Origin of the sequence: Nocardia sp. NPDC057272, assembly GCF_042668615.1 — a bacterium.
In the GTDB taxonomy this organism is placed as follows: Bacteria; Actinomycetota; Actinomycetes; order Mycobacteriales; family Mycobacteriaceae; genus Nocardia.
Genome location: NZ_JBHUYK010000003.1, coordinates 68,535 through 93,850, shown reverse-complemented (window position 1 = coordinate 93,850; position 25,316 = coordinate 68,535). Strand labels below are relative to the sequence as shown.

The following is a 25,316-nucleotide window of genomic DNA, read 5'->3' as shown; positions in this document are numbered from 1 at the left end:
GGGCCACAGCGTTCGAACCGGCTTCGGTTGTACGCAGGATCACTGGATTACACCTGTTCACGGGTGCTTTCTGGCGTGCGCGAAGGCCGTGGGCCCCAACAAACCGGTCCGGGGAGGACGCTGTATGGACGACGAGCAGAACGTGCTGGCCACAGTGTGGCCGGAGGTGGTTGCCGAGCTCACCACCGGCTCTGCCGACGGCGCCATCCCCGCGGTGAGTCGCGCACAGCAGGCCTGGTTGAAGCTGGTGAAGCCGCTCACCGTCGCGCAGGGTTTCGCGTTGCTGTCGGTCCCGTCCTCGCTGGCACAGGAGGCGATCGAGCGTGATCTGCGCGAGCCGATCCTGCGATCGCTCGGCCGTCGGCTGGGCCCCCAAGTGGAAGGACTCGGGGTGCGCATCGCCGCGCCGAGCCCGGCCGCGGGGGAGCGGGCCGGTAGTTCGCCCCGGCACGCCAGGATGACGAGCAGGCCGGAGCGTCCGCGCGAGCAGGTGCGCCCACCCGCCGGTTATCCCGGTCCCGATTTCAGTGTTCCCGATTACGCCGCCCGTGGTGAGTACGGCAGGCCGCGCTACGGCGCGGGCGAGTACCCCGTCCAGGGTGGCGAGTACGGCAACGACTATCAGTCGTCCCCCGACTATCCGGCCAACGGCGAGTACCCGAGCAGCTACGGCGGCCGTGAGTACCCCGGGCAGGCCGGCGAGTACGGCGAGCGCAACGACTACGCGGGGCACCGCGAGTACCCGGCCGAATCGGAGTACCAGCAGCAACAGCCCGAGTACCAGCAACAGCCGGAGTACCAGCAGAGTCCGTCGGAATTCGGCCAGCAGCCCGAGTACCAGCAGGCACCGTCGGAGTACGGCCAGCAACCGGAGTACAAGCAGCCGGAATACCAGCAGGCACCGTCCGATTTCGGCCAGCCTGCCGAGTACCAGGGCGACCGCAACGAGTTCCCCGGCACCGATTTCGAGCCGACCGCGGCGTACCCGGTACCCGACTATCCCGGCGCCGAGTTCGGCGGCCGCGGTGAGTTCCGTGGCGCGCGTCCGGACCAGCGAGTCCCCGAGACCGCACCGCCCGCCCGCCGCGAGCAAGCCGCGGCACCGCGGCGCGATCACTCCGGCCAGGAATCGCTGTTCACTCCCGACCCGGCGCCGCAGCGCGCGCCGAACCGCGGCAGGCCGTCCGAAGAGCCGGCCGCCGCTCGTGCCGAGGAGCCGAGCGGCGAGGGCCAGGACAAGCCGTTCCCCGGTCAGCCCGGCGCGCAGCCGGTCGACGACGAACCCGTGGTGAGCAACCGCAACAACTGGCCGACCTATTTCAGCAAGTCGCCCGAGGCGCCGCCGCAGTCCTCCTCGTCGGCCAGTCTCAATGCCAAGTACACGTTCGAGACCTTCGTCATCGGCGCGTCCAACCGGTTCGCGCACGCTGCCGCGGTCGCCATCGCGGAGGCGCCTGCGCGTGCCTACAATCCGCTGTTCGTCTGGGGCGCTTCGGGATTGGGCAAAACCCACCTGCTGCACGCGGCGGGTCACTACGCGCAGCGGCTGTTCCCCGGCATGCGGGTGAAGTACGTCTCGACCGAGGAATTCACCAACGACTTCATCAACAGCCTGCGCGACGACCGCAAGGTCGCGTTCAAGCGTCGCTACCGCGAGACCGACATCCTGCTGGTCGACGACATCCAGTTCATCGAGGGCAAGGAAGGCATCCAGGAGGAGTTCTTCCACACCTTCAACACCCTGCACAACGCGAACAAGCAGATCGTGGTGTCCTCGGACCGCCCGCCCAAGCAGCTGGCCACCCTGGAGGAACGGCTGCGGACGCGCTTCGAGTGGGGCCTGATCACCGATGTGCAGCCGCCTGAGCTGGAGACTCGCATCGCGATTCTGCGCAAGAAGGCGCGGATGGACCGGCTCGATGTGCCGCACGACGTACTCGAGCTGATCGCGAGCCGGGTGGAGCGCAATATCCGCGAGCTCGAGGGTGCGCTGATCCGGGTGACGGCGTTCGCCTCGCTCAACGGTCAGCCGCTCGACCTCTCGCTGGCCGAGGTGGTGCTGCGCGATCTGATGCCCGACACGGCGGCACTGGAGATCAACGCGGCGACGATCATGGCTGTCACCGCCGAGTACTTCAACACCACGCTCGAGGAGCTGACCGGCCCGGGCAAGGCGCGTCCGCTGGCGCAGGCCAGGCAGATCGCGATGTATCTGTGCCGTGAGCTCACCGACCTGTCGCTGCCCAAGATCGGGCAGGCGTTCGGTCGAGACCACACCACGGTGATGTACGCGGAGAAAAAAGTCCGCAAGGAGATGACCGAGCGCCGTCGGGTCTACGACCAGGTCCAAGAACTCACAGCCCGAATCAAACAGCGCTCCCGCTGATTTCATCCCCAACCCGGAACACCGCCCTGACCTGGGGCGGTGTTCTTTTTTGCCCTGGGGATTCCTCGAGGAATTCCTGGGGATTCCTCGAGGAATCCACACCTTTGTGCACCGGTCGGTGCACAGGGTGTTGGGCGAGGGTGTGCAGCGTTCATGCACAGGCAGTTGTCCACATCATCCACAAGACGCTCCACTAACACCTGTGCACTAGCGGTGACCTGCGGCGTCACCGAATCCGGCCTGTGGATTCCTCGAGGAGTCCCTGTGGAGTCCTCGAGGAATCCCCACCGTTGCCACCAGGCTGGCCCGACGTGTGAACAACTGGGTGAATCCGGTGGAACAACTCGAGGACAACTCGAGGATGGAATGGGGACAACTTCACGCCTCCACAGCCACCGCTGATTCATCCTCGAGTCACCCCAAGGCCATCCCCATGCCATCAAGCGCTCTGACCTGCGGATTCGGGCGAAATCCACAGATTCCACAGTGCCTACTACTACTTCAGTTCTCCTTCTAGAGAGAACTCTTTTAAAACAGGGTGTGTGGAAACTCGGTTGGGGAGGCTCGAGTCAGGCGGTCGTTCACTCACAGACAGGCAAGGAGGAGCGGGGTGGTTCGACGAGCGGGAATCGACCGGGAGGGTCGATGCGGAGTTCGCGCACTGCACGGGTACCGTTTGGTTGTCGGTCGGTTGTGCGAGACTCAATGCGCGGCCGACACAGCAGTTCAACTCCGCTGACACACACCCGCACACGGATTCGAAACTCGGAGAGGACAAATCGGGCGATGGAGCTTGCGAGCATGAAGTTTCGGGTCGCCCGAGAGGACTTCGCCGAATCGGTGGCCTGGGTGGCGCGCAGTCTCCCGTCCCGGCCTCCGGTGCCTGTTCTCGGTGGTGTGCTGCTGGTGGCCGACGAGAACGGCCTGACGGTCTCCGGGTTCGACTACGAGGTCTCCGCGCAGATGCGTGTCGCGGCCGAGGTCGCCGGTCCCGGCCAGGTACTGGTCTCGGGCCGCCTGCTCGCCGACATCACCAAGTCGCTGTCGAACAAGCCGGTCGATGTCTCCGTCGACGGCACCCGTGTGCTCATCGCCTGTGGCAGCGCGAAGTTCTCCCTGCCGACCATGCCGGTCGAGGACTATCCCCAGCTGCCCGAGGTGCCGCAGCAGACCGGTGAACTCACCGTCGACGTGTTCGCCGAAGCCGTCGGCCAGGTCGCCGTCGCCGCGGGCCGTGACGACACCCTGCCGATGCTCACCGGTATCCGCGTCGAGATCGAGGGCAACGACGTGGTGCTCGCCGCCACCGACCGCTTCCGCCTCGCTGTGCGCCACTTGCAGTGGAACCCGACCCGCTCCGACATCGAGACCGCGGTGCTCATCCCCGCGCGCACGCTGTCCGAAGCCGCCAAGACCCTCGGTGCCGCCGAGGCGCCCGTGCAGCTGTCGCTGGGCAGCGGTGGTGGCGCCGACGGCCTGCTCGGCATCGTCAACGGTGGCCGGCGGACCACCACCCGACTGCTCGACGCGGAATTCCCCAAGTTCCGCCAGTTGCTCCCCAAGGAGCACACCTCCATCGCCACCCTGCCCGTCGCCGTGCTGTCCGAGGCGATCAAGCGTGTCGCCCTGGTGGCCGAGCGCGGTGCCCAGGTGCGGCTGGAGTTCTCCACAGACGGCGTGCTGCTGTCGGCGGGTGGGGACGACGCGGGCCGGGCCGAGGAATGGCTGGAAGCCGATTTCCGCGGCGAACCGCTCACCATCGCGTTCAACCCCGGCTACCTGACCGAGGGCCTGGCCGCGCTGCACACCGACCGGGTCACGTTCGGGTTCACCACGCCCAGCCGTCCCGCGGTGCTGCTGCCGGCCTCCGACGAGGAGCCCAAGGTGCTCGAGTCGGGCGCGTTCGCGGCGCTGGAGAGCCAGTACATCTACCTGTTGATGCCGGTCCGGCTGCCCGGCTGAGCAGGCAGGGGCGGCTAGGCCTACATGTTCATCCGTGAGCTGTCGGTCCGTGATTTCCGTTCGTGGGAACACGCCGATCTCGAGTTGTCCCCAGGGCGCACGGTGCTCCTGGGGGCGAATGGCAACGGCAAGACGAATCTGCTCGAGGCCGTCGGTTATCTGGCGACACTCGGCTCGCACCGGGTCTCCGCCGACGCGCCGCTGATCCGGATGGGCGCCACCCAGGCCAGGATCGGGGCCACCGTGGTGAACACCGGGCGGGAACTGCGCGTCGATGTGGAACTCAAGGCGGGCAGCGCCAACCGCGCGCAGATCAATCGCTCGCCGGTGCGCCGCTCGCGCGAGATCCTGGGGATTCTGCAGACCGTGTTGTTCGCGCCGGAGGATCTGGCGCTGGTGCGTGGGGATCCGGGGGAGCGGCGCCGGTTCCTCGACGAGTTGTCCACAGCCCGGTTGCCCAGGCTCGCCGGTGTGCGCGCCGATTACGACAAGGTGTTGCGGCAGCGTTCGGCGCTGTTGAAAACCGCTGGGCGCCAATCGCGTTCACGTGCCGATCTGGGCACCCTCGACGTGTGGGACGGGCACCTCGCCGATCATGCGGCGGTGCTGCTCGCCGAACGATTGCGCCTGGTCCACGACCTGTATCCCCATCTGTCCCAGGCATATCGGTCGATCGCACCCGAATCACGTCCTGCAGCAATCACTTACCGCTCCGGGTATCTCCCACCGGAACTTCTCGATCCGGCCAGAGTGCCGGAGGCCGGTGATGCACAGCTGCTGCACGAGATCATGCTGCGCGAGCTGGCCGCCGCCAGGAACCGGGAACTCGATCGGGGGGTCTGTCTGGTCGGCCCGCATCGCGACGATCTCGAGTTGCTGCTCGGCAGCGCACCGGCGAAGGGATTCGCCAGTCACGGGGAATCCTGGTCGTTCGCTCTCGCGCTGCGGTTGGCCTCGTTCGAGCTGTTGCGTGGAGAAGGTTCCGAACCGGTGCTGCTGCTCGACGACGTGTTCGCCGAGCTCGACCGCCGCCGGCGCACCGCGCTCGCGGAGGTGGCCGCGGGTGCCGAGCAGGTGTTGATCACGGCCGCGGTGGCCGAGGACGTGCCGTCGGAACTGGCCGCCGAACCGTTGCGTGTGCACACGACCGGCGAGGCGGACCGGCGTACCTCACAGATCGTCCCCGAAGTCGCCCAACACGCCGAAGATATGCACAGATCGCGATAGTTATCCCCAGCCCCTGTGGAAAACCGGCAACATGCTGGATATATGCCGGATCGGTGCTCGACGAGCCCGTCGGCGTCCCGGCGTAGACTCCATCCACACTCGGCCACCCTCGACACCGGAAGGCGGAAACCCGTGCCGGAAGAACCCGCACCGGAACTGCGCGGCATCGATCTGGCCCGCCGGGCGCTGGAAGAGGCGCGCGCCGCGGCCAAGGCCAGCGGCAAGTCCGTCGGGCAGGGCAGGGCCTCGCCGGTGCGCAAGCTGCGGGCCGGTGGCAGGCGCCGCAGTGGTTGGTCCGGGTCGGGTCCCGATGCCCGTGATCCCCAGCTCCTCGGGGCGCTCAGCGGCACGCTCGCGAAGAATCGTGGCTGGTCAGGCAAGGTAGCCGAGGGCACGGTGTTCGGCAGCTGGCCGCGGGTGGTCGGTGAGGACATCGCCTCCCACGCCACTCCGGTGACCCTGGAGAACGGCGTGCTCAAGATCGCCGCCGAGTCCACCGCGTGGGCCACCCAGCTGCGCATGTTGCAGAGCCAGATCCTGGCCAAGATCAATGCCGCGGTCGGTCATGGAGTGGTGACCTCGCTGCGCATCACCGGCCCCGCCGCGCCGAGCTGGCGCAAGGGCGATCGCCACATCAAGGGCCGTGGCCCGCGCGATACCTACGGGTAGCCGCGCGGTGACCGGGGCGAGATCCGTTGGGCCCGCGCCGCTCTCAGGCCCGAAGTTGTGGACATGTGCATAGAGCCTGTGGATAACTTCGAAGGCCAAATCTGATTTCGCGAGGACATGGGTAACTCGCCTGGAACCCCACAAAACTCGAGCATCCCGACCGCCGGTCCGACTGAACACTCTATTCGCGCCTACGACCGGCAAAATACTCGGGGAGGCGGAACCGTCTCGCGGTTGGACGATTTCTTGCATTCACGGCGAAGCCAGGGGTGTCGTAGGTGCACTGTAAGTTGGGCTTACCAGTAGGATGGTGACGTAACCAGCGGCGAACCCTCGGCGCGTGCTGTGCAGTCCGTGTATTCGATGGCTCTTTGCGAGCCGTGCGCGTGCTGCCCGGATCGCTGCGCCAGGGATCAGCAAGTAAGGAGAGCTACCGAGAAGTGGCTGCCAACGACTCCAACGCATCGGGCAACAATTCAGGCTACGGTGCCTCTTCCATCACGGTCCTCGAAGGCCTCGAGGCGGTGCGCAAGCGCCCTGGCATGTACATCGGTTCCACCGGTGAACGCGGTCTGCATCACCTCATCTGGGAGGTTGTGGACAACTCGGTCGATGAGGCGATGGCCGGCTACGCCACCAAGGTCGAGGTGACCTTGCTCGCCGACGGCGGCGTCGAGGTGATCGACGACGGCCGTGGTATCCCGGTCGGGATGCACGCACAGGGCGTGCCCACGATCGAGGTCGTCATGACCCAGCTGCACGCGGGTGGCAAGTTCGACTCCGACTCCTACGCGGTGTCAGGTGGTCTGCACGGTGTCGGTATCTCGGTGGTGAACGCGCTCTCGACCAAGGTCGAGGTCGAGATCGACGTCGACGGCTACCACTGGACCCAGACCTACAAGGACGCCAAGCCCGGCAAGCTGGTGCAGGGCGAGCCGACCAAGGCCACCGGCACCACGGTGCGCTTCTGGGCCGATCCCGACATCTTCGAGACCACGACCTACAACTTCGAGACCGTGGCGCGGCGCCTGCAGGAGATGGCCTTCCTGAACAAGGGCCTCACCATCAAGCTCACCGACGAGCGGGTCGCCGTGGGCGACGTGACCGACGAAGTGGTCAGTGAGACCGCCGAGGCGCCCAAGCACGCCGAAGAGGTCGCCGCGGAAGCGGTCGAGCACAAGGTGAAGACCCGCACCTACCACTACCCGGGCGGCCTGGTGGACTTCGTCCGCCACATCAACCGCACCAAGTCGGCCATCCACAACTCGGTCGTCGGCTACACGGTCAAGGGCACCGGCCACGAGCTCGAGGTCGCGATGCAGTGGAACTCGGGCTACTCCGAGTCGGTCCACACCTTCGCCAACACGATCAACACCCATGAGGGCGGCACCCACGAAGAGGGCTTCCGCGCGGCGCTCACCACGGTGGTCAACAAGTACGCCAAGGAGAAGAAGCTCCTCAAGGAGAAGGACGGCAACCTCACCGGTGACGACATCCGCGAGGGCCTGGCCGCCATCGTGAGCGTCAAGGTCGGCGAGCCGCAGTTCGAGGGCCAGACCAAGACCAAGCTCGGCAACACCGAGGTGAAGTCGTTCGTGCAGCGTGCCTGCAACGAGCACCTGCAGCACTGGTTCGAGGCCAATCCGGCCGACGCGAAGACCATCGTGCAGAAGGCGGTGTCCTCGGCACAGGCCCGGATGGCCGCCCGTAAGGCGCGCGAGCTGGTGCGTCGCAAGTCGGCGACCGACCTGGGCGGACTGCCGGGCAAGCTGGCCGACTGCCGGTCCAAGGACCCGGGCAAGTGCGAGATCTACATCGTCGAGGGTGACTCCGCCGGTGGCTCGGCGAAGTCGGGCCGCGACTCGATGTACCAGGCGATCCTGCCGCTGCGCGGCAAGATCATCAACGTCGAGAAGGCCCGCATCGACCGCGTCCTCAAGAACAACGAGGTCCAGTCGATCATCACCGCGTTCGGCACCGGTATCCACGACGAGTTCGATATCGCCAAGCTGCGCTACAACAAGATCATCCTGATGGCCGACGCCGACGTGGACGGTCAGCACATCGCGACGCTGCTGCTCACGCTGCTGTTCCGCTTCATGCGTCCGCTGGTCGAGCACGGTCACGTGTTCCTCGCCCAGCCGCCGCTGTACAAGCTCAAGTGGATGCGGTCCGATCCCGAGTTCGCCTACTCCGACCGTGAGCGCGACGCGCTGGTCGAGGCCGGGCTCGCCGCGGGCAAGAAGATCAACAAGGACGACGGGATCCAGCGCTACAAGGGTCTGGGCGAGATGAACGCCAAGGAGCTGTGGGAGACCACGATGGATCCCTCGGTGCGGGTGCTTCGTCAGGTGACGCTGGACGACGCGGCCGCGGCCGACGAGTTGTTCTCCGTGCTGATGGGCGAGGACGTGGAGGCGCGTCGCAGCTTCATCACCCGCAATGCCAAGGACGTCCGTTTCCTCGATGTGTAAGCGGCGCTGCGCCCTCGGGCGCGCCCGCTCGCATGTCGGCCCCTCGAAGGAGATTTGATGACTGAGACCACGCTGCCCCCGTCCGGCGGTGCGGGCGACCGGACCGAACCGGTCGATATCCAGACCGAAATGCAGAACAGCTACATCGACTACGCGATGAGCGTGATCGTCGGCCGTGCGCTGCCCGACGTGCGTGACGGCCTCAAGCCGGTGCACCGTCGCGTGCTCTACGCGATGTACGACAACGGCTACCGCCCGGACCGCGGCTACGTGAAGTCCGCGCGCCCCGTCGCCGAAACCATGGGTAACTACCACCCGCACGGCGACTCGTCGATCTACGACACCCTCGTGCGCATGGCTCAGCCGTGGTCGCTGCGCTATCCACTGGTCGACGGCCAGGGCAACTTCGGTTCCCGCGGCAACGACGGCGCGGCCGCCATGCGCTACACCGAGTGCCGCCTGACGCCGCTCGCGATGGAGATGCTGCGCGATATCGACTCCGAGACGGTCGATTTCGTCCCGAACTACGACGGTCGCTCGCAGGAGCCGACCGTGCTGCCCGCGCGCGTGCCCGCCCTGTTGATGAACGGCTCCAACGGCATCGCGGTCGGCATGGCCACCAACATCCCGCCGCACAACCTCAACGAGCTGGCCGACGCCATCTACTGGGCGCTGGAGAACTACGAGGCCGACGAGGAATCCACCCTCGCCGCCTGCATGGAACGGGTCAAGGGCCCCGACTTCCCGACGCACGGCCTGATCGTCGGCAGCCAGGGCATCCACGACGCGTACACCACCGGCCGCGGTTCCATCCGCATGCGCGGTGTGGTGGAGATCGAGGAAGACGCGCGTGGCCGCACCACGATCGTCATCACCGAACTGCCGTACCAGGTCAACACCGACAACTTCGTCAACTCCATCGCCGAGCAGGTGAAGGACGCGAAGATCGCGGGTATCTCCGATATCCACGACGAGTCCTCGGATCGCGTCGGCATGCGCATCGTGGTCACGGTCAAGCGTGACGCGGTGGCCAAGGTGGTGCTGAACAACCTCTACAAGCACACCCAGCTGCAGACCAGCTTCGGCGCGAACATGCTCTCGATCGTCGACGGCGTCCCGCGCACGCTGCGGCTGGATCAGATGATTCGCTACTACGTGAATCACCAGCTCGAGGTCATCGTGCGGCGCACCCGCTACCTGCTGCGCAAGGCCGAGGAACGGGCCCACATCCTGCGCGGCCTGGTCAAGGCCCTGGACATGCTCGACCAGGTCATCGCGTTGATCCGCGGCGCGGCCAACACCGATACCGCGCGCACCGGCCTGATGCAGCTGCTCGACATCGACGAGATCCAGTCGACCGCCATCCTCGACATGCAGCTGCGTCGCCTGTCGGCACTCGAGCGTCAGCGCATCATCGACGATCTGGCCAAGATCGAGATCGAGATCGCCGACTACAAGGACATTCTCGACAAGCCCGAGCGTCAGCGCGCGATCGTGCGCGACGAGCTGGCCGAGATCGTCGAGAAGTACGGCGACGACCGCCGGACCAGGATCATCGCCGCCGACGGTGACGTCGCCGACGAGGACCTGATCGCCCGCGAGGACGTGGTGGTCACGATCACTGAGACCGGCTACGCCAAGCGCACCAAGACCGACCTCTACCGCTCGCAGAAGCGCGGCGGCAAGGGCGTGATGGGCGCCGGCCTCAAGCAGGACGACATCGTCAAGCACTTCTTCGTGTCGTCCACGCACGACTGGCTGCTGTTCTTCACCAACAAGGGGCGCGTCTACCGGGCCAAGGCGTACGAGCTGCCCGAGGCCAACCGGACCGCGCGTGGTCAGCACGTGGCCAACCTGCTCGCGTTCCAGCCGGACGAGAAGATCGCCCAGATCATCCAGCTCAAGACCTACGAGGACGCGCCGTACCTCGTGCTCGCGACACGCGCGGGTTTGGTGAAGAAGTCGAAACTCACCGATTTCGACTCCAACCGCTCCGGCGGCATCGTCGCGGTGAACCTGCGCGATGACGACGAATTGGTCGGTGCGGTGCTGTGCTCGTCCGACGATGACCTGCTCCTGGTCTCGGCGCACGGTCAGTCGATCCGCTTCGCGGCGACCGATGAGGCGCTGCGTCCGATGGGTCGCGCCACCTCCGGCGTGCAGGGTATGCGCTTCAACACCGACGACGAGCTGCTCTCGCTCAATGTGGTGCGTTTGGAGACATATCTGCTGGTCGCGACGGCCGGCGGGTACGCGAAGCGGACCGCGATCGAGGAGTACACCGCGCAGGGACGTGGCGGAAAAGGCGTATTGACAATCCAATACGATCCGAAGCGTGGCAGCCTGGTGGGTGCGCTCATCGTCGACGACGAGGACGAGTTGTACGCGATCACTTCCAGTGGTGGCGTCATCCGCACCGCAGCCAAGCAGGTTCGTAAGGCCGGACGCCAGACCAAGGGCGTGCGATTGATGAACCTCGCGGATGGCGATACCTTGCTAGCGATCGCGCGCAACGCCGACGAGCCCGATCCCGATCAGCTCCTCGGCGACGTGGCTTCGGAGTAACACACCAAATAGCGGCGGCAACGAACGGATCTGAGGATTCCATTGACCACACCGAATCAGTCGAACGACGATCGGAACCAGACCAACGGCGTCACCGAGCGGATCGCCACGTCTCCGATCCCGCCGCGGCCGATCCCACGCCAGGGCGGTCCGGCCGAGGGCGCGGCGCCGGAATCCGGTGCGGCCGGGACCGATTCGTTCGAGGGCAAGAGCAGCAAATCCTCGCCCTACCAGGACGGGTGGGCTCAGCTTCCGCAGCGTGAACCGCAGTCGAACCTGTACCGGCCCGGCGAATCGCCGAGTCAGGGGCGGCCTTCGTCCGGGGCACCGGGCGGCGGCGGTCTCAAGGGCAGTGGGGCGTCCAACGCCCGCACCACTGCCGACCTGGCGGCCAAGGCGGCCCGCAAGGAAGCGGCGATGGTGAAGTCCGTCGGGATCGACGGGCCGACCCGCAGCATCGCGCGTCCGGAGCTGGTCAAGGACATGCCCGACCTGTCCGACGTGCGCCACCCGGCACCCGAGGCGCCGGTGGCGCCGCCCGGGCTGCCGATGGCGCCGCAGCCCCAGCACAACATGGGGCCGAGCGCGCGGGCAGCCGCGGCGGGCAGCGTCTCGCCCGCGGTGCCGGTGGCCATCGCGGCCGCCGCGTCGGGTGAGCCACTACGCGCGACCGTGCAGATCCGCCGGATCGACCCGTGGTCGACCCTGAAGATCACCCTGGTGATCAGTGTCGCGCTGTTCTTCGTGTGGATGCTGGCCGTCGGCCTGCTCTACATCGTGCTGGCGGGCATGGGCGTGTGGGACAACCTGGACAACTCGCTGGGCGAGATGCTGAACCAGGAGGGCAGCTCGTCGAGCCTGATCGACGCGGGCACGGTGTTCGGCTACGCGGGTGTGATCGGCCTGATCAACGTGGTGCTGTTCACCGCGCTGGCCACGGTCGGCGTGTTCATCTACAACCAGTGCTGCGATCTCGTCGGTGGCATCCAGGTAACTCTGGCCGATCCCGACTAGAAGCGGTTTCCGGTACGGCCGGTCGGTCCCAGGAAACTGGGTCTGACCGGCCGTTTTGGTTATCGGCAGGCAGGTAAGGTAACCTCGTTTCTCGTTGCGGTTCACTGCTCCGGCGGGGATCGAAATGAGTTCGGGCCTATAGCTCAGGCGGTTAGAGCGCTTCGCTGATAACGAAGAGGTCGGAGGTTCAAGTCCTCCTAGGCCCACTCCCGAACAGCACAGTAGGGTGGGAATCATGAAGATTGTCCTCATGGTCGGTGTTGTGATCGCCGTTCTCATCGGTGTCAACAAATTCCGCAAGCGCGACGACGCAGACCTCTGGCGCGAGGTCACCACCCGCTGATTTCGGGTTGCCAACCGGTCGATGACCGGTAAGGGGCCTTAGCTCAATTGGCAGAGCACTGCCTTTGCAAGGCAGGGGTTAGGGGTTCGATTCCCCTAGGCTCCACATCTGTGAATTCCTCGGTATTCGATTTTCTTCTCACCAGCACTCCCGCCGACGCCGTTTCGGCTGATTTCGCGGCGGACTGGGCGCGACACCGCACCAGGACGGCCGGGTTCGCGAGTTCGCTCGATCGGGCCGCGATCGCCGGATTCGACGGCGCGGGAACAGGTCCCGCTTTCCTCGGTGGATATCAGGAAGCCCTGCACGCGCTGGTTCCCTCGCTCGATCCCGCCGAGCTCTCCTCGATGTGCGCGACCGAAGGCGCCGGTGCGCGACCGTCGACGATGACGACAACAGTGCGCGAGGACGGCACCGTCAGCGGCACCAAATCCTTCGCCACGCTGGGCGCGTTCGCCGATCGGTTCCTGGTGATCGCCCGCTCCGGCACCCAGCCCGACGGTAGGCCGCTGCTGCGCGCTGTGCTCGTCCGCGCCGGTGCGTCGGCCGCGGTGACGCCGCTGCCCACGCTGCCGTTCGCGCCGGAGATCCCACACGCGGAAGTCGTCTTCGATGCCGCGCCGGGCGAACTGCTGCCCGGTGACGGCTACGCCGATTACCTGAAGCCGTTCCGGACCGTTGAGGACCTGCATGTAGTGGCCGCTGTGCTCGGTCAGCTCGTCCGGGTCGCCCGGCTAGCGCAGTGGCCGGCGGAGCCCGTAGAACAGCTGCTGGCGCTGTTTGCGGCGGTGCGTGGGGTCGGTGCCGAGGACCCGAGCTCCCCGGGTGTGCACATCGCGCTCGGAGGCATCTTCGATCGGCTGACCGGTCTGCGGACCGAACTGGAGCCGCTGTGGACGCCGGTGGATCCGGAGGTCAGGAAGCGCTGGGAGCGCGATGCGCCGCTGCTCGGGGTCGCGGGCAAGGTGCGGGCGGCGCGGCTGGCGACCGCGTGGCGCACGCTGGCCTGATCGACCGGTTCCGGTGCGGTGTCAATCCGTTCTGGTGAACGTGCCGAGACCGCTCTCGTCGAAGTAGTCGATGGTCAGTGTGCCGTCGGCGAACCGTGCCGAGGTGACGCTGCCCGGCGGGGCGTTCTCGCCGCTCAGGTCGAAGGCGAAGGTGTCGCCGTCCCAGTGCCGGAGTTGATAGGTCCGCTGCTCGGGGCCGATGGTCAGGCGCAAGCCGGTGTCGGTCGCGACGATCGTTGCGGGACCCCAATAGGCACTGTCGTAGGTGCCTTCGTAAGTCGGTAGTGGCTGTGCGGGGGCCGGATTCGCCGGGGCGGGCTCACCGGACAGGTCGCCTTCCGGATCGTCGATGGCGGCGAACGCGTCGCGGTACAGGCCGCGCCAGTCCTCGCGTACCTCGCCGAACTGCACCAGATCGGCGAATTCGGCGGTCAACGTCTCCGGGATGCCGAGCGGCGCGGCGTTCGTCAGCGCGACGATGGCCACGTCGGCGGACGGGATCACCAGGAAGTTGGTCGCCGCGCCGAGGCCGAAGGCACCGGAATGACTGGTGGTGGTGCGCCCGGCCGCGGAGACCGACACGTTGAACCCGTACCCGTAGCTGCCCGCCCGCGCGGTGGGGGACGTGGGCGGCGCCGAGACGATCTGGGGTGTGACGGCGGGCAGCAGCGCTTCGGGCGGGGCGATGGTTGTCGCGCCCGCCGTGCCGTTACCGAGCAGCATCGTGAGCCAGCGGGCCATGTCGTTCACCGAGGAGCTCGCGCCGCCGGCGGGGGACTGGGGGTCGGGGTCGCGCACGTAGCGGGCCACCCAGTCGCCGTCGATGTTCACGTGTCCCACCGCGTGATTCGGCCGGGCGAGGAAGTCGTCGAATCGAGAGCTGGTGTCGCGCATGCCGAGTGGTGCGTAGAGGGCATCCGACGACAGTTGGGCCCAATCCTTCCCGGCCGCCGCGGCCACGGCTTCGGCGCCGGCGGTGAGCCCGAAGTTGGTGTAGTGGTAGGTGATCCGGAATGGGTCGAGGGGCTCGAGGCGCAGCTTGTCGAAGATCGCGGCCTGGTCGTAGCCGAGGTCTTCGAGCCGGTCGCCCGCGTGATCGGGCAGGCCACTGCGGTGCGCGAACAGGTCGCCGACGGTGAGCTGGGCGGTGGTGGCGGGATCGGCCAGCGCGAACGACGGGAGGTGGGCGACCACCGGGGTCGTCCACTCGATCGTGTCCGCGCCGACCTGGTTGGCCACGACGGTCGCGGCGAGCGACTTCGACACCGAGGCGAGTTGGAAGACGGTGTCGGCGTCGACCTTGTCGGGCGCGCCTGCCTGGCGAACACCGAAACCCTTCGCGTACACGGTCTTTCCACCGTGGACCACGGCGACGGCCATGCCGGGAATGCGGCTGGAGTCCATCAGCGAGCCCACCAGTTCGTCGAGCTGCCCGACGGCTTTGCCGACCGCGTCGGCGGGCAGGGCGACACCGGCGACTTGATTCGGGGGGAGCTCGGCGGTGGTCGTCGTAGTGGTGTGGGTGTCCTCGGTGGATCCGCTACAACCAACGAGGATCGTCATCGAGAGGACGACCCCGGCGATCGCACCGCGACCAGGCACCATCGGCCGACGATAACCCTGGTTGCCGGGTGATCGCCGGAACGTGGCCGGACTGTGACGCTCGGCGTTGCGGTGCGCTTCGGCTGATCTGCCGAGCTGCGACCTTGCCGGAAAATGGGGAGCGGGCCTCGGCGAAGGGGGGGAGTTAGCCGAGGCCCGCGTAGGGTCGGCCCGGGGGGGAGGGGCCGACCTGAACGATCCTACGCGATACGCGCGGAATTCGTGTACGCGCACCGGGCGAGTTCACGAGATTTTTCGGGTGCCGGTGCGGGTGTCGGCGATGGCCCGGGGTGCGGCGCTCGGCCGGTGCGCGCTCCCGGCACCTGTCAGGTGTCTTACGGACATCGGAATCGGCTGGTACACAAGGTTTTACGGGGAATCGCCGGTGAACATGTTCTCGTCTCGCGGGTGGCGACCGTCCAGCGAACAGGCGCTCTTGTTCGTGTCGGGAGACAGAAAATCAGTCCGATTCGCCGCGTGTCGCGACACGTCGGCATGTCGAACAAATGTGTACATCTGACATGCGGTCGCGCGGAAATTTGGGATGCGACTTGTCGGTGGGTAGGGCAATACTGGGCACAGCATCGCCAACCACGACTTCAGGAGAATCATGCCCGACGCAATCGTCGCCGAGGGTCTGGTCAAACGGTATGGGCAGCTCGTCGCCCTCGACGGACTCGACCTGTCCGTTCCGGAAGGTACCGTCACCGCGCTTCTCGGCCCCAACGGCGCGGGAAAGACCACGACTGTTCGCGTTCTCACCACGCTGCTGATACCCGACGAGGGCAGCGCCACCGTCGCCGGCATCGACGTACTCGACAATCCACAGGCCCTGCGCTCGCGGATCGGCGCCTCCGGCCAGTATTCCGCGGTCGACGAATACCTCACCGGTTTCGAGAACCTCGAAATGGTCGGCAGGCTCTACCACCTCGGCACCCAGCGAAGTAAGGAGCGGGCCCGCGAACTGCTCGACCGCTTCCGCCTCAGCGACGCGGCCGACCGGCCGGTGAAGGGTTACTCGGGCGGTATGCGCAGGCGCCTCGACCTGGCAGGCGCCCTGGTGGCCAACCCGCCGGTGCTGTTCCTCGACGAGCCGACCACGGGTCTGGACCCGCGTGCGCGGCTCGACCTGTGGGATGTCATCGAGGAGCTGGTCGCCGGCGGCACCACCCTGCTGCTCACCACCCAGTACATGGACGAGGCCGACCGCCTCGCCGATTCGATCGCGGTGATCGACCACGGCAAGGTGATCGCCCGCGGCACCGCCGACGAACTCAAGGCCCTCGTCGGTGGCGACCGGATCGAACTCACCGTCGGCGCCGCCGACCAGCTCGCCGTCGCCCAGCAGGTGCTGAGCGGGCTCGCCGACGGCGAGATCCATCTCGAACCCGGCCTGCGCAAGCTCATCGTGCCGGTCGCCGACGGGTCACAGGACCTGGTCACCGCCATCGGCAGGCTCACCGAGCACAAGGTGGACATCAACGATGTCGCCTTGCGCAGACCCTCGCTCGACGACGTCTTCCTGACGCTCACCGGGCACGAGGCCGAAGAACTCGTCAACGGTGATCGCGAGTCGGAGACCGTGGGCGCCACGGAAGGAAAGAACCGATGACCGTCGCACTCGACAAGGCCGAGCTGCACCCTCCCAGCTTCGGCGAACGACTGTCGATGGTGGTGAGCGACAGCATCACCATCGCCAAACGCAACGTCATCAAGATCAAGCGCGTGCCCGACGTGCTGATCTTCACGACGATGTCGCCGATCATGTTCGTGCTGCTGTTCGCCTACGTCTTCGGCTCGGCGATCTCGATCCCCGGGCTCGAAGGCGGCTACCGGGAGTTCCTGATCGCCGGCATCTTCGCCCAGACCGTGGTGTTCGGCGCCACCTTCACCGGCGCGGGCCTGGCCGAAGACATGCAGAAGGGCATCATCGACCGGTTCCGGTCGCTGCCGATGGCGCCGTCTGCGGTGCTGGTCGGGCGCACGATCAGCGATGTGGTGATCAACGTGGTCAGCCTGGTGGTGATGTCGCTGACCGGTCTGGTCGTCGGCTGGCGGATCCGCGGATCGTTCCTCGACGCGGTGCTCGCGTACGCGTTGATGCTGCTGTTCGCCTACGCGCTGTCGTGGATGATGGCCGTGGTCGGCCTGATCGTGCGGGCGCCGGAGGTGTTCAACAACGCCAGCTTCATGGTGATCTTCCCGCTGACGTTCCTGTCCAACGCGTTCGTCCCGCTCGACAACATGCCTGCTCCGCTGCGGGTCTTCGCCGAATGGAACCCGGTCTCGGCGCTCACCCAGGCGGTGCGTGACCTGTTCGGCAACGTCAACCCGATGGCGCCGCCCTCGGACGCGTGGCCGATGCAGCATCCGGTGACCACCACGCTGATGTGGATCGTGGTGATCCTGATCGTCTTCGTGCCGCTGGCTCAGATCCAGTACAAGAAGTCGGTCAGCCGCTGAACAACAGCCGGAACTAGTGCGCCGAGCCGTTGCGGGAATACCCCAGACGCGGCGGCTCGGCGGCCGGTTCCGGCAGTTGTGGACGCTTGGCGCGGGCCAGGTAGGCCAGGGCACCCGCCCCGGCGAGCGCGATCGACGCGAGCAGCGGATTACGAAGCTTCATTCGACCACTGTGGCACAAACAGATTCGACGTGTCGCGTGGCACCATAACTGCGTGACCTCACCCAACCAGACGGCCGTGGCAACTCTGCACACCAACCACGGCGATATCAGGATCGCGCTCTTCGGCAACCACGCCCCGAAGACGGTGCGCAACTTCGTCGGTCTCGCCGACGGCACCGCGCCGTACTCCACCGTCAATGCCGGTGGGACGGAAAGTGGCCCGTTCTACGACGGCGCCGTCTTTCACCGGATCATTCCGGGGTTCATGATCCAGGGCGGCGATCCGACAGGCACCGGCCGTGGTGGGCCGGGCTTCGAGTTCGCCGACGAGTTCCACCCGGATCTGCGCTTCGACCGCGGCTATCTGCTCGCGATGGCGAATGCGGGCGCGGGTACCGAGACCAACGGTTCGCAGTTCTTCATCACCGTCGGCGCGCAGCCGCACCTCAACCGCAAGCATTCGATCTTCGGCGAGGTGGTCGACCCCGATTCGCGCAAGGTCGTCGACGCTATCGCCTCGGTGAAGACCGATCGCAATGATCGCCCCGACGAGCCGGTCATCATCTCGGCTGTGACGATCGACTGATCAAGGCCACACACAGAACTCCCCGCCGCGGACCGTCGCGGCGGGGAGTTCTCTTTGCTTCACGTGAAACAACGTCAGTCAGAAGTCACCGAGGCGAAGCCGTTGACGACCAGAGCGTCGTACACGTCGTGGGGATTGGTGCCGAGGTCCCAGCGGCCGAAGATCAGCAATCGCTCGGTGTCCTCGTGGCGCACGTCGACCTCGAGCATCGAGGATTTGCGGCCGATGCGGCGGTAGGAGACCATCCGGATCCGGTCGATCCGGTCGAGTGGGTAGTCCTTCGGGCCGGTGAGCGTGCCGACCACCAGGCGCGGCGCGGGGCCGGGAACCATGGTGAGCCGAGGGCGCTGCCGGATACCGAGCGTGGACATCGCCAGCACAGCGGCCGCGGCGACGCCGATGAGCAGCCTGCTCGGCCCGTCCTGGGCGAGGATCGCCAGCACGGCCAGCAGGATTCCGCCACCGCTGATGGCGAGCAGACCTGCGACAGGGGTGGACCACGAGACGGGTTGTGCATCGCTCACGCGGTTGTTCGCCCCTCTATCCTCGAGTTGTGCACAGGGTTATCCACAGGTGTGCATGAATAACACCGGTGTAATCCGCTGCGATCAGCGCCATCGCATGGTCATGACCAGGCCGATGACCATCAGGCCGAACCCGATCAGGAAGTTCCAGGCGCCCAGATCGAGCATGAAGCCGATGTGGTCCTGCGCCAGGTAGTAGACGATCAGCCACACCAAGCCGGCGAGCATGAAGCCCAGCATGATCGCGACGTACCAGACCGGCGACGGCCCCGCTTTCACCTTCACCGGCGTGCGGCTGGCGGGGCTCGGGGTGTAGTCGGCCTTCTTGCGGACCTTGGACTTGGGCATGACGTCCTCGAATTCGGAGTACAGGTAACTCCTAGGCTATCGCAACTCCCGTACCCTCGACGCATGCGTGTATTGGTCGTCGACAACTACGACAGCTTCGTGTTCAACCTGGTGCAGTACCTCGGCCAGCTTGGTGCCGACGTCGTGGTCTGGCGCAATGATGACCCCCGCCTCGACGATCTGGACACCCTCCTCACCGTCGGGAACGAAGGTGGAGCGTTCGACGGCGTGTTGGTGAGCCCCGGGCCGGGCAGCCCCGACCGCGCGGGCGCGAGCATTCCGCTCGTGCACGCGGCCGCCCGGCACAACAAGCCGCTGCTCGGCGTGTGCCTCGGGCACCAGGCGATCGGCGAGGCGTTCGGCGGCACCGTCGACCGGGCGCCCGAACTGCTGCACGGCAAGACCAGCGAAGTCTTCCATCTCGGGTCCGGCGTGTTGGCCGGCCTGCCCGACCCGTTCACCGCCACCCGCTACCACTCGCTGACGGTTCTCCCGGAAACCATTCCCGAGGAGCTGGTGGTGGTCGGCCACACGGAGAGCGGCATCGTGATGGCGATGCGCCACCGCACGCTGCCCATCCACGGCGTGCAGTTCCACCCCGAGTCCGTGCTCACCCAGGGTGGCCACCGGATGCTCGCCAACTGGCTGGAGGTCTGCGGCGAGCGTCCGTCCGAGACACTCGTCTCCGCGCTCGAGGCGGAGGTCGCCGCGCTGGTCACCCAGTGAGGCCGTGGGTGCGGTTGTCGGTGGCGGCGAGTCTGGACGGCTATATCGATGACGCGAGCGCGCAGCGCCTGCTGCTGTCGAACTCCGCGGACTTCGATCGGGTCGACCAGATCCGCGCGGAGTCCGACGCGATCCTGATCGGTGCGCATACTCTGCGCACCGACAATCCCCGCCTGCTGGTGAACAGCGCCGAGCGCCGGGCCGCTCGGGTGGCGGCGGGTGAACCGGAGTTCCCGGTGAAGGTGACCGTCACCGAGTCCGGTGATCTCGATCCGGGGCTGCGCTTCTGGCACACCGGCGGCGGCAAACTCGTCTACACCTCCGATGCGGGCCTCAGGAGGCTGGGCGACCGGCTCGACGGACTCGCCGAGGTGGTCAGCCTCGGCGAGCGACTCGCGCTCCCGGCCCTCGTCGCCGACCTCGGCGCGCGAGGTATCCACAGGCTGATGGTCGAAGGGGGTACCGGCATGCACACCGGCTTCCTCGCGGCCGATCTGGTCGACGAGATCCGCCTGGCGATCGCGCCGATCCTGGTCGGCGATCCGGCGGCGCCGCGCTTCGTCGGACCGGCGCAGTTCCCCGGCGGGGCGGGTCGCAGGTTGCACCTGGCGGGTGTGGAACAACTTGGGGATGTCGCTGTGCTGAACTACCTGGTCAGCTCCGATTCACAGCCCCGCAACTAACTGATACCGCGAACAGAATCACTGCATCGACCTGGGAAAATTCAGCTGTCCACAGTTCGCGGACAACTTTGCTCCACACCTGAACATGACCGATTCCACATCACGCGAGAGTTGTGGATAACTCGCCGACCACAGGGAAACGACATGAGCCACGACGACACCGACCACCGGTTCATGCACAGGGCTATAGAGCTCGCCAGGAACTGTCCGCCCAGCGAGACGGCCTATTCGGTCGGCGCCGTGATCGTCGCCGACGGGGTGGAGATCTCGACCGGCTTCTCCCGCGAAACCGACGAGAAGGTGCATGCCGAGGAGTCCGCGCTCAACAAGCTCGACCCCGACGACCCCCGCCTGACCAGGGCCACGATCTACAGCACCCTCGAGCCGTGCTCCACCCGCGCCACCGCGACCCGGCTGCCGTGCACCGATCGCATCCTGGCCGCCGGCATCCCCACGGTGGTGATCGCCTGGCGCGAGCCGAGCCTGTTCGTCGCCGCCTGCGAGGGTGTGGACAAACTCCGCACCCATGGCGTGCGCGTGGTGGAGCTCACCGACCTGGCCGCGGAAGCCAAGTCGATGAACACCCACCTCGACCTGAGTTAGCTCAGGGCCGCCCGTAGATGGCGGTCACGAATTCGCCGAGCTGATTGTCGTCGAGGTGCCGAGCCAGATCGGCCTCGCTGATCATCCCGACCAGGCGCTTGTTCTCGATCACCGGCATCCGCTTCACCCGGTGCGATTCCATCTGGTCGAGCACGTCTTCCACATCGGCGTCCGCGCTGACCCACCGCGGCGTCGACTCGCAGAGTTCCGCCGCTGTCGTCAGATCAGGTGACAGTCCGAGCGCGACGCACTTCACCACGATGTCGCGGTCGGTGATGATGCCGCACATGCGCTCGTCGTCATCGGCGACGACGATCGATCCGACCCCGAGATCGGCCATCGCCGTCGCCGCGGTCGTCACGGTGTCACCACGGGTGATCCACTGCGCACCGGGCTTCATGATGTCCCTGGCTGTCGTCATAGGGGGCTACCTCCTCGTCAGCAACGCTGGATGGGATGAAAGCAGCCTCATTCTGCGCCCGCGCGGACGCGGCGGACGTGTTCGCCATCCAATCGAGACCTCATCGCGGAATCGGCGACGCTCCCACGTGCAGCACCACATTGCCGTTGATCGTCACTGCCGAACCGGCCGCCGGATTCTGCCCGACGACCTTGCCCGAGGCATTGCCGTCGAGCGTGATCACCGTGGTCTGGCTGAGCTGACCGGTCCACCCGAGCCCGCGCAACGTTTCCTGCGCCTGCACCGGCGTGAGCCCGGTGAGATCGGGGACGGTGATCCGGTCACCGGCGGAGACATGGACCGTGATGGTCGAGCCCTTCTCCGCGTTGCTGCCGCCTGCCGGGTTCGTGGCGAGCACCTGGCCCTTCGGCAGCGAGGATTTCATTTCCTGGATCTCGACCTTGAAACCGGCGGAATCCACCAGATTCGGCTGGGCGACGGAGATGTCCTGGCCAACCACGGAGGGCACTCGGACCTCTTCCGGCCCGCCGCCGATGGTGATGATGATCGGCTGATCGATGTCGACCCGCACACCAGCACTCGGTTCCTGCGCGATCACCTTGTCGGTGTCTGCCGTACTCGACGGCTTGCGGGCCACATTCGGATCGAGTTGCAGACCGAGCGAATTCAGCTGCCGTTCGGCGTCGGCCTGACTCATGCCGATCAGTCGCGGCAACTGCACCTGCGTCGGCCCGGTCGAGATCTGCAGCGTCACGGTGCTGCCCTCGTCGATGCGCGAACCACCGAGCGGCTGGGTCGCGATCACATTGCCCGGCGCGACCTTGCCGTCCGGCTTCTCCTGCACGGCCACATAGAAACCGGCCTGCTGCAGTGCGGTCTGCGCCTGCTGCGCGGGCTTGCCCGACAGATCGGGGACGGCGACCTGATCGGCCCGGCTACCAGGACCGACCAGTACCCAGAACAGCCCGAACGCCACAGCCAGCGCGGCCGCGACACCGAGCGCGATCAGCCCGGTGCGGTTACGTTCCTCGCCGTCGGGCCCGACCACGGGGTGTTCGGAGGTGTCGTCGCGGCGGTCGTGGAAACTCCGCGGCCCCGGCTCGTCGTCGTAATCGGTGCGGTCTTCCTCGTTCATCACCATGGGCGCGCTGGGCTTCTGCCCGCCGAGCACCCGGATCAGGTCGGCCCGCATCTCCGCTGCCGTCTGGTAGCGGTTGGCCGGGTTCTTGGCCATCGCCTTGAGGATCACCGAATCGAGCTCACGCGGCACACCGGGATTGACCGACGACGGTAGCGGCGGATCTTCCTTCACATGCTGATAGGCGACCGCGACCGGCGAGTCACCGGTGAACGGCGGCTGCCCGGTGAGGATCTCGAAGAGCACGCAGCCCACCGAGTACACGTCCGAGCGCGCGTCGACGGTCTCGCCGCGCGCCTGTTCGGGCGAGAGGTACTGGGCGGTGCCGATCACCGCGGCGGTCTGGGTCATCGGGTTGGCGCTGTCGGCGATCGCGCGCGCGATACCGAAGTCCATCACCTTCACCGCACCGGCGCGGTTGATCATGATGTTGGCCGGCTTCATATCGCGGTGCACGATCCCGGCTTTATGGCTGAAGTCGAGCGCGGCGCACACGTCGGCCACGACTTCCATCGCCTTGCGCGGCGCGAGCGGTCCCTTGCCGCGCACGATGTCGCGCAGGGTGTCGCCCTCGACGTATTCCATGACGATGTAGGGCAGCGGCCCGCCGTCGACGGTGGCTTCGCCGGTGTCGTACACGGCCACGATGGCCGGGTGGTTCAGCGCGGCCGCGTTCTGGGCTTCGCGCTTGAACCGCAGGTAGAACGTGGGATCGCGGGCCAGATCCGCTCGCAGTACCTTGATCGCCACGTCACGGGACAGCCGCACGTCGCGGGCGCGGTGCACCTCCGACATGCCGCCGAACCCGATGATCTCGCCCAGCTCGTACCGCGAGGAGAGATTCTTCGGGGTCGTCATGGTTGTCCTATGGTCGGGCCTACCGCCGTGTCGCCATCGGGGAACGGCAGGTCGAAGGTGGGCAGCCGGGGACGACCGACGGTGGTGGTGCCCGCGGCCGGCGCCGTGGTGGTCGGCTCCGGTTTGGTCGGCTTCGGCGTGGTCGTCGGCTTGGTCTTGGTCGTGGTGGTCGGCGGCACCGTCGTGGTCGTCGTCGGCTCGGTGGTCGTCGTCGGCGGCTCGGTGGTCGTCGGAGGGACCGTCGTGGTCGGCGGCTCCTCGGTGGTCACCGGCGGCGGCGGGACCGGCCGGGTGGTGGTCACCGGCGGCGGCAGCGGTTTGGTGGTCTGCACGGTGGTGGTCGTGGTCCCCGAATCCCGGTTCGGTTCACCGCCGAACAGCAGCCACAGCACACCGCCGCCGAGCAGCAGCGCGCCGACACCGAGCGCGATCAGCCACTTCTGGTTGTTCTTGGCGTTGCTCGCGGGGACCGGCGCGGGTGCGGAAGCCTGGGTGGCCGGACCGCTGTAACCGCCGGTGGGCGGACCGACCGGGCCGCCGGGCTGATGGCCGAAGCGCATGGTCGCGCCGTCGTAGTCCGCCGCGGCCGCGGCTGCCGCGGCGGCGGGGAGCACCACGGTCGGGCCGGGCGGAAGTACCCGGGTGGCCCCGGTCATCGACGGACCGGTGGCGCCACCGGGGATCGGCGGCATGTGCCCGGCACGCACCGCGGCCACGGCATCAGCGAACTCGCCGCCGCTGCTGTAGCGCTGCAGCGGGTCCTTGGCCATGGTGATGGCGATCAGTTCGTGCACGTTCGCGGGCAGGTCGTCGGGCATCGGCGGCGGTGCGTCGCGCACGTGCTTCATCGCGACGGTGATCGCGCCCTCACCGGTGAACGGGCGGACGCCGGCCAGTGCTTCGTAGCCGACGATGCCGAGGGAGTAGACGTCCGACGCCGCGGTGGCGTCCTCGCCGACGGCCTGTTCGGGCGCGATGTACTGGGCGGTGCCCATCACCATGCCGGTCTTGGTCACCGGCGAGGCGTCGACCGCCTTGGCGATGCCGAAGTCGGTGATCTTCACCTGCCCGGTCGGCGTCACCAGGATGTTGCCCGGCTTCACGTCACGGTGCACCACCCCGGCCGCGTGGGCGACCTCGAGCGCGCGCCCGGTCTGCTCGAGCATGTCGAGACCCTGGACGACCGAGAGCCTGCCCATCCGGTTGAGCACCGCGTTGAGCGGTTCGCCCTGCACGAGCTCCATCACCAGGTAGGCGGTCTCGCCGCCCGACGGGTCGGTGGTCTCGCCGTAGTCGTAGATGCCCGCGATCCCGGGCGCGTTGAGCTGCGCGGTGGTGCGCGCCTCGACGCGGAACCGCGCACGGAAGGTCGGGTCGGCGGAGAACTCGGTCTTGAGGACCTTGACCGCCACCCGGCGATCGAGCCGGGTGTCCATCGCTTCCCACACCTGACCCATACCGCCCGTGGCGATGAGCCGCTGCAGGCGGTAGCGGTCGGCGATCATGGCGCCGTTGTTCAGCATCGGGGCCCCCGTGTTGTCACTCGCACAC

Annotated in this window: 22 protein-coding genes and 2 tRNA genes; 17 read left to right on the top strand and 7 right to left on the bottom strand. The window is 67.0% G+C overall.

Annotated features, from left to right (window positions below; translation table 11 throughout):
• The first annotated feature begins 124 nt into the window (after positions 1-124).
• The 11 genes from dnaA (at position 125) to ACFULV_RS05675 (ending at position 13,650) form a co-directional block, all read left to right on the top strand.
• On the top strand, positions 125-2,386 hold the full coding sequence (gene dnaA, locus ACFULV_RS05725) for a chromosomal replication initiator protein DnaA (RefSeq protein WP_378653523.1): 2,262 nt from the start codon (positions 125-127) through the stop codon (positions 2,384-2,386).
• A 786-nt stretch (positions 2,387-3,172) separates the two neighbouring features.
• Positions 3,173-4,348 (top strand): DNA polymerase III subunit beta, encoded by a 1,176-nt coding sequence (gene dnaN, locus ACFULV_RS05720; protein WP_378634611.1) that lies wholly within the window; start codon positions 3,173-3,175, stop codon positions 4,346-4,348.
• A gap of 24 nt (positions 4,349-4,372) precedes the next feature.
• The gene (gene recF, locus ACFULV_RS05715; protein WP_378634609.1) at positions 4,373-5,575 is read left to right on the top strand and encodes a DNA replication/repair protein RecF; all 1,203 of its coding nucleotides are present in this window, start codon (positions 4,373-4,375) and stop codon (positions 5,573-5,575) included.
• Between the two features lie 132 nt (positions 5,576-5,707).
• Positions 5,708-6,244: a DUF721 family protein gene (locus ACFULV_RS05710; RefSeq protein ID WP_245914449.1), complete on the top strand. Its 537-nt coding sequence runs from the start codon at positions 5,708-5,710 to the stop codon at positions 6,242-6,244.
• A 440-nt stretch (positions 6,245-6,684) separates the two neighbouring features.
• Entirely contained in the window at positions 6,685-8,718 is a 2,034-nt protein-coding gene (gyrB, locus tag ACFULV_RS05705; RefSeq protein WP_378634604.1) for a DNA topoisomerase (ATP-hydrolyzing) subunit B, read from the top strand.
• 57 nt (positions 8,719-8,775) lie between these two features.
• Positions 8,776-11,283 carry a DNA gyrase subunit A gene (gene gyrA, locus ACFULV_RS05700; RefSeq protein ID WP_378634601.1) on the top strand — a complete coding sequence of 836 codons (2,508 nt, stop codon included), beginning with the start codon at positions 8,776-8,778 and terminating at the stop codon, positions 11,281-11,283.
• 42 nt (positions 11,284-11,325) lie between these two features.
• Positions 11,326-12,297: a DUF3566 domain-containing protein gene (locus ACFULV_RS05695; protein WP_378653520.1), complete on the top strand. Its 972-nt coding sequence runs from the start codon at positions 11,326-11,328 to the stop codon at positions 12,295-12,297.
• A gap of 132 nt (positions 12,298-12,429) precedes the next feature.
• Positions 12,430-12,503, top strand: a tRNA-Ile gene (locus ACFULV_RS05690).
• 29 nt (positions 12,504-12,532) lie between these two features.
• Complete coding sequence (locus tag ACFULV_RS05685) at positions 12,533-12,640, top strand: DLW-39 family protein (protein ID WP_214516728.1); 108 nt, start codon at positions 12,533-12,535, stop codon at positions 12,638-12,640.
• Positions 12,641-12,672: 32 nt separating this feature from the next.
• Positions 12,673-12,745, top strand: a tRNA-Ala gene (locus tag ACFULV_RS05680).
• Between the two features lie 5 nt (positions 12,746-12,750).
• A complete protein-coding gene (locus ACFULV_RS05675; RefSeq protein WP_378653518.1) occupies positions 12,751-13,650 on the top strand; it encodes an acyl-CoA dehydrogenase in 900 nt (299 codons plus the stop codon).
• Between the two features lie 21 nt (positions 13,651-13,671).
• On the opposite strand, the gene ACFULV_RS05670 is transcribed toward ACFULV_RS05675, so the two are convergent.
• A complete protein-coding gene (locus ACFULV_RS05670) occupies positions 13,672-15,255 on the bottom strand; it encodes a serine hydrolase (protein ID WP_378653516.1) in 1,584 nt (527 codons plus the stop codon).
• 607 nt (positions 15,256-15,862) lie between these two features.
• Between ACFULV_RS05670 and ACFULV_RS05665 the strand changes: the two genes are divergently transcribed.
• On the top strand, positions 15,863-16,864 hold the full coding sequence (locus ACFULV_RS05665) for an ATP-binding cassette domain-containing protein (protein WP_378653513.1): 1,002 nt from the start codon (positions 15,863-15,865) through the stop codon (positions 16,862-16,864).
• The gene (locus tag ACFULV_RS05660; RefSeq protein ID WP_378634589.1) at positions 16,861-17,715 is read left to right on the top strand and encodes an ABC transporter permease; all 855 of its coding nucleotides are present in this window, start codon (positions 16,861-16,863) and stop codon (positions 17,713-17,715) included. Before ACFULV_RS05665 ends, ACFULV_RS05660 begins: the two co-directional genes overlap by 4 nt.
• 13 nt (positions 17,716-17,728) lie before the next feature.
• Here the strand turns inward: ACFULV_RS05660 and ACFULV_RS05655 are convergent, their stop codons facing one another.
• The gene (locus tag ACFULV_RS05655) at positions 17,729-17,878 is read right to left on the bottom strand and encodes a hypothetical protein (RefSeq protein WP_170112099.1); all 150 of its coding nucleotides are present in this window, start codon (positions 17,876-17,878) and stop codon (positions 17,729-17,731) included.
• 52 nt (positions 17,879-17,930) lie between these two features.
• Here ACFULV_RS05655 and ACFULV_RS05650 point away from each other — a divergent pair, with 52 nt between their 5' ends.
• Complete coding sequence (locus ACFULV_RS05650; RefSeq protein WP_378634585.1) at positions 17,931-18,464, top strand: peptidylprolyl isomerase; 534 nt, start codon at positions 17,931-17,933, stop codon at positions 18,462-18,464.
• A gap of 74 nt (positions 18,465-18,538) precedes the next feature.
• On the opposite strand, the gene ACFULV_RS05645 is transcribed toward ACFULV_RS05650, so the two are convergent.
• Both ACFULV_RS05645 and crgA read right to left on the bottom strand, forming a co-directional pair.
• Complete coding sequence (locus tag ACFULV_RS05645) at positions 18,539-18,988, bottom strand: PH domain-containing protein (protein ID WP_378653511.1); 450 nt, start codon at positions 18,986-18,988, stop codon at positions 18,539-18,541.
• Positions 18,989-19,072: 84 nt separating this feature from the next.
• Positions 19,073-19,336, bottom strand: a complete 264-nt coding sequence (crgA, locus tag ACFULV_RS05640; RefSeq protein ID WP_378634580.1) for a cell division protein CrgA — start codon at positions 19,334-19,336, stop codon at positions 19,073-19,075.
• A 63-nt stretch (positions 19,337-19,399) separates the two neighbouring features.
• On the opposite strand from crgA, the gene ACFULV_RS05635 reads away from it, so the two are divergent.
• The 3 genes from ACFULV_RS05635 to ACFULV_RS05625 all read left to right on the top strand — a co-directional run bounded on the left by ACFULV_RS05635 (position 19,400) and on the right by ACFULV_RS05625 (position 21,348).
• A complete protein-coding gene (locus ACFULV_RS05635; RefSeq protein ID WP_378634577.1) occupies positions 19,400-20,062 on the top strand; it encodes an aminodeoxychorismate/anthranilate synthase component II in 663 nt (220 codons plus the stop codon).
• 8 nt (positions 20,063-20,070) lie between these two features.
• Positions 20,071-20,745, top strand: coding sequence for a RibD family protein (locus ACFULV_RS05630; protein WP_378653509.1), 675 nt, complete (start codon positions 20,071-20,073; stop codon positions 20,743-20,745).
• 144 nt (positions 20,746-20,889) lie between these two features.
• The gene (locus ACFULV_RS05625; RefSeq protein ID WP_378653506.1) at positions 20,890-21,348 is read left to right on the top strand and encodes a deaminase; all 459 of its coding nucleotides are present in this window, start codon (positions 20,890-20,892) and stop codon (positions 21,346-21,348) included.
• A gap of 1 nt (position 21,349) precedes the next feature.
• On the opposite strand, the gene ACFULV_RS05620 is transcribed toward ACFULV_RS05625, so the two are convergent.
• The 3 genes from ACFULV_RS05620 to ACFULV_RS05610 form a co-directional block, all read right to left on the bottom strand.
• Positions 21,350-21,769, bottom strand: a complete 420-nt coding sequence (locus ACFULV_RS05620) for a CBS domain-containing protein (protein ID WP_378634571.1) — start codon at positions 21,767-21,769, stop codon at positions 21,350-21,352.
• Between the two features lie 100 nt (positions 21,770-21,869).
• Positions 21,870-23,765, bottom strand: a complete 1,896-nt coding sequence (gene pknB, locus ACFULV_RS05615; RefSeq protein WP_378653503.1) for a Stk1 family PASTA domain-containing Ser/Thr kinase — start codon at positions 23,763-23,765, stop codon at positions 21,870-21,872.
• Complete coding sequence (locus ACFULV_RS05610) at positions 23,762-25,288, bottom strand: protein kinase (RefSeq protein ID WP_378653500.1); 1,527 nt, start codon at positions 25,286-25,288, stop codon at positions 23,762-23,764. Before ACFULV_RS05610 ends, pknB begins: the two co-directional genes overlap by 4 nt.
• Positions 25,289-25,316: the final 28 nt, after the last annotated feature.